At 52.0% G+C, this 10667-nt stretch carries 5 protein-coding genes, 1 tRNA gene and 2 rRNA genes; 4 read left to right on the top strand and 4 right to left on the bottom strand.

Annotated features, from left to right (window positions below):
• The first annotated feature begins 321 nt into the window (after nt 1-321).
• The 3 genes from C1J04_RS00125 to C1J04_RS00115 all read left to right on the top strand — a co-directional run bounded on the left by C1J04_RS00125 (nt 322) and on the right by C1J04_RS00115 (nt 3677).
• A 23S ribosomal RNA gene (locus C1J04_RS00125) occupies nt 322-3229 on the top strand.
• A 183-nt stretch (nt 3230-3412) separates the two neighbouring features.
• Nucleotides 3413-3527: ribosomal RNA gene (gene rrf, locus C1J04_RS00120) — 5S ribosomal RNA — on the top strand.
• A 73-nt stretch (nt 3528-3600) separates the two neighbouring features.
• Nucleotides 3601-3677 (top strand) — tRNA-Met (locus tag C1J04_RS00115).
• On the opposite strand, the gene C1J04_RS19745 is transcribed toward C1J04_RS00115, so the two are convergent.
• The 4 genes from C1J04_RS19745 to C1J04_RS00090 form a co-directional block, all read right to left on the bottom strand.
• Nucleotides 3634-5241 carry a recombinase family protein gene (locus C1J04_RS19745; RefSeq protein ID WP_368074130.1) on the bottom strand — a complete coding sequence of 536 codons (1608 nt, stop codon included), beginning with the start codon at nt 5239-5241 and terminating at the stop codon, nt 3634-3636. The two genes, C1J04_RS00115 and C1J04_RS19745, sit on opposite strands and share 44 nt — an antisense overlap.
• A gap of 112 nt (nt 5242-5353) precedes the next feature.
• Nucleotides 5354-5539 carry a hypothetical protein gene (locus C1J04_RS19265; protein ID WP_162797822.1) on the bottom strand — a complete coding sequence of 62 codons (186 nt, stop codon included), beginning with the start codon at nt 5537-5539 and terminating at the stop codon, nt 5354-5356.
• A gap of 193 nt (nt 5540-5732) precedes the next feature.
• Entirely contained in the window at nt 5733-6173 is a 441-nt protein-coding gene (locus C1J04_RS00095) for a hypothetical protein (protein ID WP_114865221.1), read from the bottom strand.
• Nucleotides 6174-6252: 79 nt separating this feature from the next.
• On the bottom strand, nt 6253-6738 hold the full coding sequence (locus C1J04_RS00090; RefSeq protein WP_114865220.1) for a hypothetical protein: 486 nt from the start codon (nt 6736-6738) through the stop codon (nt 6253-6255).
• 385 nt (nt 6739-7123) lie between these two features.
• Between C1J04_RS00090 and C1J04_RS00085 the strand changes: the two genes are divergently transcribed.
• The gene (locus tag C1J04_RS00085; protein WP_114865219.1) at nt 7124-9823 is read left to right on the top strand and encodes a restriction endonuclease; all 2700 of its coding nucleotides are present in this window, start codon (nt 7124-7126) and stop codon (nt 9821-9823) included.
• The last annotated feature ends 844 nt before the right edge of the window (nt 9824-10667 follow it).

The raw sequence follows: 10667 nt of genomic DNA, 5'->3' as shown, positions 1-10667 counted from the left end.
ACTCGACTGTTTCCTCGGTCTTTTGAACGTATCGCGACTGAAAGCGACGTGTTGTCCAAGTCAAGTACACTAACCAGAGTAGTGACGCCTGCTTCCTGCACGGAAGGTAGGCTAGATGCACTGCTCGCTGTCCACTCTGAGAGAGTGGGCGGGTAAAAGTATGCTTTTGATCTGGAATAAGGGAAGACAGTTTCTTACCAGCTTCTGTCTCCCGCGTTGGACTGACGTCCTGCACTCTACCGGCCGTTTGAGGGTCTAAATTGTCCTCAAGTAGCTGAATAGGCGGTAGGACATTAAATCAGTCTTTCTTTTTCTGGATCAAATCAAGCGCGAAAAGGGCGTTTGGTGAATGCCTTGGCAGTAAGAGGCGATGAAAGACGTGATACTCTGCGATAAGCCATGGGGAGCTGAGAATAAGCTTTGATCCATGGATTTCTGAATGGGGCAACCCACCTGATTGTTTATTGTTGTCCTACCGCTTTGCTACTTGAGGACGTAAGTTCGCAAGGTGCAGACGGTGGGTTCATCAGTAAGCAGAACCAGGTATTTATAGACTGAATACATAGGTTTATAAAAGCAAACCCGGGGAACTGAAACATCTAAGTACCCGGAGGAAAGGAAATCAATTGATACTCCCCTAGTAGCGGCGAGCGAACGGGGACCAGCCGAGCCATGAGTGTGGTTAGAATGCGTTGGAATGCGCAACCAAAGTGGGTGATAGTCCCGTATAAGAAGCATGATTGGACGTATTAAGTAGGGCGGAACACGTGAAATTCTGTCTGAAGATCGGAGGACCACCTTCGAAGGCTAAGTACTCCTTACTGACCGATAGTGAACCAGTACCGTGAGGGAAAGGTGAAAAGCACCCCGACGAGGGGAGTGAAACAGTACCTGAAACCGAACGCCTACAATCAGTTGGAGGGTCTTTACGGCCTGACAGCGTACCTTTTGTATAATGGGTCATCGACTTGGTCTCACAAGCAAGCTTAAGCCGTTAGGTGTAGGCGTAGCGAAAGCGAGTCTTAATAGGGCGTTGAGTTTGTGGGATCAGACCCGAAACCGAGTGATCTAGGCATGGCCAGGTTGAAGATAAGGTAACACTTATTGGAGGACCGAACCCACATCCGTTGAAAAGGATCGGGATGAGCTGTGCCTAGGGGTGAAAGGCCAATCAAACTCGGAGATAGCTGGTTCTCTGCGAAATCTATTTAGGTAGAGCGTCATCCGAATACCCTCGGGGGTAGAGCACTGGATGGGTAATGGGGCCCCACAGGCTTACTGATCCTAACCAAACTCCGAATACCGAGGAGTACTAGATGGCAGACACACAGCGGATGCTAACGTCCGTTGTGAAGAGGGAAACAACCCTGACCTACAGCTAAGGCCCCTAATTCATGGCTAAGTGGGAAAGCAGGTGAGACGACCAAAACAACCAGGAGGTTGGCTTAGAAGCAGCCATCCTTTAAAGATAGCGTAACAGCTCACTGGTCTAAATAAGTTGTCTTGCGGCGAAGATGTAACGGGGCTCAAGCCATGAGCCGAAGCTTAGGATGCATTAATTGCATGGTAGCAGAGCGTAGTGTGACATAAGACTTATCTTTATTATCGCTTAACGTCTGTTTGGTACGTGTAAACGTGCTCAAGTAGCCGTAGGCGGTAGCACAAGATAAAGTCTTTTCTGTGAAGCCGGCGCGTGAGCGATCCGGTGGAGAGATCACTAGTGAGAATGATGACATGAGTAGCGACAAAGAGTGTGAGAGACACTCTCGCCGAAAATCCAAGGGTTCCTGCTTAAAGCTAATCTGAGCAGGGTAAGCCGACCCCTAAGGCGAGGCCGAAAGGCGTAGTCGATGGGAACCAGGTTAATATTCCTGGGCCAGATGGAAGTGACGGATCTCGAGGGTAGTTCATCCTTATCGGATTGAATGGGCTGCTTAGAGGTCCCTGGAAATAGCTCCATCGCTAGATCGTACCCTAAACCGACACAGGTGGATAGGTAGAGAATACCAAGGCGCTTGAGAGAACTATGTTGAAGGAACTCGGCAAAATACCTCCGTAAGTTCGCGAGAAGGAGGCCCGGTTCCTAGGCAACTAGGGGCTGGGGGCACAAACCAGGGGGTGGCGACTGTTTATTAAAAACACAGGGCTCTGCGAAGTCGTAAGACGACGTATAGGGTCTGACGCCTGCCCGGTGCCTGAAGGTTAAAAGGAGGAGTGAGAGCTCTGAATTGAAGCCCAGGTAAACGGCGGCCGTAACTATAACGGTCCTAAGGTAGCGAAATTCCTTGTCGGGTAAGTTCCGACCTGCACGAATGGCGTAACGACTTCCCCGCTGTCTCCAACATAGACTCAGCGAAATTGAATTACCGGTCAAGATGCCGGTTACCCGCGGTTAGACGGAAAGACCCCGTGCACCTTTACTACAACTTCACACTGGCATTAGGCCGAACATGTGCAGGATAGGTGGTGGGCTTTGAAACGTGGACGCCAGTCTGCGTGGAGCCTCCCTTGAGATACCACCCTTGTTCTGCTTGATGTCTAACCGCGGTCCGTTATCCGGATCCGGGACCCTGTGTGGTGGGTAGTTTGACTGGGGCGGTCGCCTCCTAAATCGTAACGGAGGCGCGCGAAGGTTGGCTCAGAGCGGTCGGAAATCGCTCGTTGAGTGCAATGGCAGAAGCCAGCCTGACTGCGAGACTGACAAGTCGAGCAGAGTCGAAAGACGGCCATAGTGATCCGGTGGTCCCAAGTGGGAGGGCCATCGCTCAACGGATAAAAGGTACGCCGGGGATAACAGGCTGATACTGCCCAAGAGTCCATATCGACGGCAGTGTTTGGCACCTCGATGTCGGCTCATCTCATCCTGGGGCTGGAGCAGGTCCCAAGGGTACGGCTGTTCGCCGTTTAAAGAGGTACGTGAGCTGGGTTTAGAACGTCGTGAGACAGTTCGGTCCCTATCTTCCGTGGGTGTAGGATACTTGAGAGGAGTTGCCCCTAGTACGAGAGGACCGGGGTGAACGATCCACTGGTGGACCAGTTGTTATGCCAATAGCAGTGCTGGGTAGCTATGATCGGACAGGATAACCGCTGAAGGCATCTAAGCGGGAAGCCCCCCTCAAAACAAGGTATCCCTGAGAGCCGAGATAGACCATCTCGTCGATAGGCCAGAGATGTAAGCGTAGTAATACGTTCAGTTGACTGGTACTAATTGCTCGATAGGCTTGATTTGATCCAGTAGAAGAAAGACTTCTTACTAGGACAAAAGCATACACATACAATCAGTCGTACTGACTTGGACAAATCCTTACCTAGAATGGTGAGGGGGCGGGAACGCGCATCCTTCGGATACGCTCTCTCCCGCTTGTTGCTCTTTTGCCAATGGCAAAAGCAGCAACATAGAGGTTTTACTCGGTTTGGTGGTCATAGCGTAAGCAAAACACCCGATCCCATCCCGAACTCGGCAGTTAAGTGCTACTGCGCCAATGGTACTGCGTCTTAAGACGTGGGAGAGTAGGTCACCGCCAAACCTAGCAAAACCTCTACGTATCTCTCAAACGATGACAAAAAAACAAACGCCAATACAAAAACATTGGCCCCCGGCGCGGGATGGAGCAGCCCGGTAGCTCGTCAGGCTCATAACCTGAAGGTCGTAGGTTCAAATCCTACTCCCGCAACCAGCTTTAGCGAACAAGCCGCGTCCGAATAGGATGCGGCTTTTTTGCTGTCCGCAAAGATCAACAATCCCAACAACTTACCCTCAAGCAGCGCCGTATGACCGCGCTCTGCATCGTGACGGATTGTAATGCTGTCGATAAGCGCGCCGAGGACTTCAGACGCGCGATGCACAACATCCGGGTCGTTGAGTATGTCAGAGATGTCGTCAATCGCAGCGCGGTGGAGTGCTGCTAAGTCCGGTGTGATCTCAATAGGATCCTGAGCCTGAGTAGCCAGATCAGCTTCAAGTTTCTTCTTGGTTGCTTCAGCCTCTACCAGCATCTCGTATATGCTGTCCGTTGCTCGGTCATCGCGGACTGCGCGCAGGCAGCCGTCGATGGATTTTTGCTGCTGCGCAATCGCGTGACGCAAGACTGCGGTCGCTTCGTGTTTGGTTCGATTCTTCTCCGCGATATGGCGTCGATACTCCTCGGAGAAGCGCGCAACAGCTTCTGGCATCATCAGCTCATCTCTGAGCCCTGCCAGAACCAAAGGCTGCAACCGGTCTATACGGATCCCTGGGATGCCCTTGCAGATCGCGGCACCTTTCTCTTTGGCGTTGGCGCAATAATATGCCCGGCGCGCGCCTGATCCTGCAACAGTCATATTACCCCCGCACTGGCCGCATTGGACGAGGCCAGAGAGCAAATACTTCTTGCGTCGCAAGGCGACGGGCGCCGCTTTTGACAAGGTCTTTCTTTGCGTGCGTTGGCACGATTTTACCGCTTCCCAAAGTGCCGGTTCGATGATCCGCAAATCGGGCACATCGTGCACGACAAATTCTCCCTCATCCCGCTTTCGTGATACCCGTTTGTCGGTTTCTGGGTTCTTGCGATAGTTCAACCGGTTCCACACACGGATGCCTGCATAGAGTTGGTTATTCAATATCCCTGTGCCACGGGCTGCGTTGCCGTATATTGTGTTAACCTTCCAGGCTCCCCCACGCGGGGCAGGGATATGTTCTATGTTGAGCTGGTGGGCAATGGCCCTCGGGCTGTTGCCATCTGCGAACTCACGAAAGATCCGTTTGACGATGAGTGCTTGGGCCTCGTCGATCTCGGTCTCGCCGGTCTTACGCAATCCGGTCGATGGGTCGATGGGAATCCGGTAGCCAAAACTAAGCCCGCCTGCAGAGAGGCCATCTTTGATTCTGCCAGTTTGGCCCCGATGGACCTCCTGTGACGTCCGCTTGATCTGTAGGGCATCCATTGTGCCCTTCATGCCGATGTGAATCTCCTCGATACGGCCATCGGCCACGGTGTGAATCTCAACGCCGTTGAAATCGCAAACAGCGAAGAGATTCGCAGAAAGTTCCTGACTGCGGTTTAGTCGGCTTGTTCCCTCGGCGAGAACAATATCGACCAGACCGCTTTTGACGGCTTGCATCATTTTTTGGTAGCCAGGTCTGCCGCGGTTTGCGCCGGAGATCCCGGCATCTTCAAATGTCTCCAGAACCTCCCAGCCGTTTGTCTCCGCAAAGGCGCGGCAACTCGCGATCTGATCTCGGGTCGAGTTGGCATTCTGCATCTCAGTCGAAAAACGGGCGTAGATCACGGCACGGCGGGCAGTCGAAGTCATATGGTCTCCTGCGAACTGTTGTTCACGATATTAAGATGATTGCGTTGATAGTTGCCCCGCATCAATGGCGGTTTTGTGGCAACGCACCGAATGAAATGCGATATGACCTTGTTCGCCATAACTTTGCCCAAAAGTGCCTGCATATGGCTAACCCTGCGCTTGGTGTTTCTTCCTTCGTTCTGCCCTCTTCGGTGGCCCGCTTGGCGGCAACTTCAGCTATCAGGTCGATCAGATTTGTGAGGGTCATTCGCTTCTCCTTCGGTTGTGGACACACAAAACCAACAACACGACGAGACACGGTGGCCTTTAACGGTTGATCGTCTACGCCCGCACAGAGATGATCTGTGCGGGCGTCTCTTTATGGGCGGCGCGCTGACATCTGTAGCAGCAGAAGGGTCGCCAGCGCACCTGATGCGGGGTGTCTAAACCCGCATGTTCGGTCAGGCTACTGCGCGCAGCCCCTGAAGGGCCTTCTCGGCACGGAGAAGATCGTGCACAGCCGAAAGCGTTACGTAGAGCTCAACTAGCACTCCCAGTGCGTTGGTTAGCCGATCGGCTTCCGGCGTCATCCGCTCCTCTCCCCAATCCTGCGTATCGGACACGTTCTCCAAGGAGTGATCGTAATGCGTTTCAACATAGGTTCCTTCGATGATCTCGGCATCAAGCACGCCCACCAGATCGTGCAGCTTTGCGAGAACGCCTCTGTCGAAGATCGCCCCACGTTGAAGGAGCACCGCGAGTTCTTGCGCCATACGTTTCTGTTTTGGCGAAACGAGGTCGAGGACATCCTGTTCGATGCCGGTCGCAGCGGCGCGCGCAAGCGGGTAGCAGGCGGCTGCCATTGGTGTAAGTTCTGTGCCTGATGTGAATGGTAGTTCCATAGTCTTTATCCTTTGATGTTTGGGGTGCGGGGTCGCTCGAAGGCGCGGTTCCCAAAAGGAAACCGCGAACTACGCGCGACTATCGTGCCTGTTGTTCCCGGCGTTCTTCCTTCGCGGCTGCCTGTATGTCAGCGTCGGCTTGTAGCCGTGCCTGCACGGCATTCATCCGCTCGATCAGTGGCGGATCGAGATGACCGATGAGTGTTCCGCTATCGTCGTCGTCATCGAAACCAGAATGATTCACGCTGACGATGATCCGACGGGCGCAGACAAAGCGGGACGGCCGCTTCAGGCCAGCTGCATGGCAGGACGCTAACTCCCCGACCCTCACCTCGTAACCGCGGTTGGCGTTGGTAGGTGCTGACGTGCCGTAGGCAAGTTCGATGAAGCAGGTCCCGCCTTTGGTGAAGACGTCGAGAACCAAGCAGGGGCGACGTTTGGGCCGCCTGTCCGTTGAGGTGTCGTATTCGTCGGCGAGAGGATACCGGAACAAGACGACATCGCCGCGTTCGACAAGATTCTGCCAATCAAAGGCCGGCACGAATGGTTGGGGGGATTGATACATCTGGGGTCTCCTGTGATGCGATTGAAAAATCGACACCAGCTTTGGAGACCTAAAAAGCCTCCAGTTTTGCTGCGCGTCACTAAGACCGCGCAGCAAAACTGGAGGTAAAACTCGGGAGAGCGACGAGAGGGGGGCTCTCTCGTCAAATTCCAGACATTCGCTGCGGACGCGAACCATCACCAGAAACTTAAAAAGTAGCCTTTATGCCAGAATGGTTTCGTTATCTATTGATTAGAGTAAAGTAGACAGTCAGCCAGTAGGGCCCAATGCGAATGTGATTGCCTTGATACATTTCTTTCTGCGGGCCATAATGTTGATCAGACTTAACTTTCTCAACCCCGCACCTTCTGAGCTTGTGACATAGCGGTGCCATTAGAGGTTTCCCTTGCATTACATTATAGAAATTTGCGCTGAAGATACTGATAGCCCTACAAAAAGGGGTCGAATTCTCGAGTTATTTTCAAAGGAATTTTTGGAAACTCAAGGATTTGAAGTGCAAAAAGAGGTTCGTCTTACGGGGATGGAGATCGACCTCCTCTGTAAAGACAAATCGACGGGTGAAACCGTATTGGTAGAATGCAAAGCCTACCGAAATAATTTGTCGGCTGATGCGATTTCAAAAATGTTGGGAAATGTCCTCATCCGTGGTGCAAATGCGGGTTGGCTAATCACCACGCACGATCTGACAAAGGATGGACGTGGAATAAAGCATGATTGGTCAAACAAGCCAAGCGAAGAGCGGCGCAAAATGAGGATCTACGAGCCGCAGGAATTGGTGGAACGGCTTATCTACGCACGGTTGGTCGTCGATCCGATTTCGTTAAGTGCGACTTCAGAAGAGTTCCGGGCAACTGACCAAGCATATCTGCTAGTGACGGAAAGAGGACGATTTTGGGCTATGCCAATGGCAGATTTAGCAACTGGCGTCACAAGCACTTGTAAGCTCTTTCATGCCTCCAGCGGCACTTATGCCGGTGATTTAAGTGATTGGATTAGGACGACCGACACGACCCTTGCAGAGCTCGACTGGAGCAATTCAAAACCTACTGCTGAACGCTCAAAACTCATCGAGGATGAGCTGCAAAGCATCGTCACGGTTCCCATGGCTGATGCTTGGTCCGATCTGCGACCCGCTCGCCCTATGGATTTCGTCGGCCGAGAGGAATGCATCAATAGCGTGTTCGATTTTTTTGACAACATTCGGGACGCAAAAACCACCACACGGGTTCTCGCATTAAAAGCTCCATCAGGCTGGGGAAAGAGCTCTACCGTTCATAAAATAGTGGATAAGTCACGCAAGGCAAAAAACAAAAAGAATATATATGTATTTGCCGTAGATAGTCGAGCTGCGGCTACAAGGCGGTTTCCGGAGCTTGCGTTAACTGCTGCGATAAAAAGTGCAATTAACGATGGGTTTATGGATGCCGTAGATGATTTGGTGTTCGGTGGGGCCGGAAATTTTTTTAGTTCAGACACGATCAAGACGTTACTTCAAACTTTGGCTGATGAAGGGAAAGTAATCTGCTTAATCTTTGATCAGTTCGAAGAGCTACTTTACAAGCCGGAGCTCTCAGAGGTTTTTGAGGACATGAAAAAGCTGTGCACTTCGGTAGAGGGTGCTCAGACGAATATCGCCGTGGGATTTTCTTGGCGCACTGACGGTAGCATAACAACTGAACACAAAGCGTATCACCTTTGGCACGAGTTAGAGGATCATCGTGTCGAAATTGATCTCCCACCTTTTAGCGACGCCGAGGTCTCCAAAGCCATTGGGCGATTTGGCAAAGAGTTGGGGCAAGTTGTTTCTCCCCAATTGCGGAGGGTTCTGATTGATAACTGCCAAGGCTACCCTTGGCTTCTAAAGAAGCTGTGTGTCCACATATTCGAGTTGGTAAAAAGTGGCAGCGACCAAAGCGATATTATTGGTCAAGGCTTGAACATCGAAGAGCTGTTTAGAAAAGATTTACAGCGACTTTCATCAGGAGAATTTGCGTGTATTAAACAAATCGCAAAAGAATCTCCAGCTGAATACTTCAAAATTGACCAGATACACGGCGCAGAGATTGTTAACACGCTCATACAGAAACGCTTGATAATTAGAAGCGGCACAAGGCTGTCTGTTTATTGGGACATTTTTCGAGACTATGTCCTATCAGAGCAAATTCCCTATATTCCAAATACTTACATACCTCAGTCTAACTTTTCACGTTACGTTCCCGCACTCAACTTTCTGAGGGATAAGCGGACGGCAAGTTACGAAGAGCTTGCAACTGCAATGCAATTCTCTCATGCTTCTGTGGATAATTTAGTTCGTGATCTGGTTAATCTTGGGCATGCGTCTGCTAACCGCAAAGAAGGCACTTTATCAGCATTATTTAATAACGACGCGGACGCATATCGAATAGCATTCGATTTTTGGCTCACACATGAGGTCGTAAGACGTATTCGCAGGGAAACGGATGGAGATATTTTTTCCCGTGAGAGGATGGCGCAAATTTTCTCTGAAATTACATCAAGGAGTCAGTTTGCGGCCCAAACACAGTCAGTTTATTTGCGGAGAACACTGCGATGGTTACTTTCTACTGGTCTTATTCTCGAGTTTGCTGATGACTATCGACTAATGTTGGACGCCAAGGCAACTTCGCGCGATGCTTTGGAGGTGAAATATGACCGGAACCGCCGGTCAGGTATGTTTATTGGTGAAGCGCCTTTCGGCTCTGTTGTCGCTGCGCTTGAAAGTGTGCCGCCGCTCGGTTGTACGCGGACTGAGCTTCAAGAGCGCACGAGCCGAAACGCAGTATCTGCACTGTTTAGTTTGGGGCTACTTAGGGAAAGCGATTCCATTATCATCTTGACCGGCGATTGGGCGAAATCTGAACAGGCCGTGTTTGATGCGGCATTGCAAACAAGGACGATACCGGCAGCAATTCGAGCCATTGAAGACAATCCAGACATAAAGGGCCGAGAGCTAGGGATCCTATTATCGGAACAGTTTTCGCTCAACTGGTCGGAAGGTTCTCAGAAGCGGAACGGTGGATCAATCCGAAAGTGGGCTCGGGCGGTTGCTGATGGTGGCTTTAGCTAAGACCTTTGCCCACAAGCCGAAAACCGTGTGCGGTGCCATGCACGAATGTCCGTACTGATGGGCCTCACTGCAGCATCCCAAGGTGGCTACAAACGGCAGCTTTGGACGGTCTGCTGACCTTTGATTTCACTCATCTCAAAACCGTCGGAGACGCCTGAGAGGGTGCAGGGACAGACGGCGAGTGGTCCTTGCCTTGGAGTGTCCAGAGAGGGAAGCACCCTCTCTGGTCCCAGACGGACAGGCTGCCAGGGGGTGCAGGGGGAGTGGCGAACGACGACCCTGCGAGTGGGGATGAAAGGGGTGGGCGAAACCTCCCTTTCTCGGGCTGAAAGCCCCTTGAGGGTTTGGGAGAGTTGGGCGTCTCCCACGGGCGCCGCAGGCGGCCAGGGTCCAGGGGCTTGCCCTTGGCGAATGCGTAGCTCGAACGGAGAACCGAAGGGGCGGAGTGCGAGCTACTTAGTGAGTAAATGATCCGCGCCATTGTCCTCATTATCGATGACGAATGATACCTAAACGACATTGCGAAATCTTTGAACGGCCGGTTCGTCCCTTGTTGAAAATTTCGGTGAACGGTGGCTACGAGCCCGACTTCCCTATGCCGCGCGTCTCTCTGACGGCAGCTAAGCACAGAAAGCCGATGGTGCAACCTTGTGAAGCGTGGTCAAACTTCAGGATGTGAACGACCCGAAGCGGCCCTTGCTCCACATTGCGCCGAACGCCCGCTCCCGTTTGAAGCGGACGTTTCTCAGGGGCGTGCAGCCGTCGTGGCCCTTTGACGTAAAGCGGTCCTTCGGCGGAATACGTTCAAACTACGTCCTGAAACGTATCGACGCATTTCCGCTTC

Origin of the sequence: Sulfitobacter sp. SK025 (assembly GCF_003352105.1) — a bacterium.
In the GTDB taxonomy this organism is placed as follows: Bacteria; Pseudomonadota; Alphaproteobacteria; order Rhodobacterales; family Rhodobacteraceae; genus Sulfitobacter; species Sulfitobacter pontiacus.
Note: the sequence above shows the minus strand (reverse complement) of the source record. Positions and strands in the feature narration are given on the sequence as shown.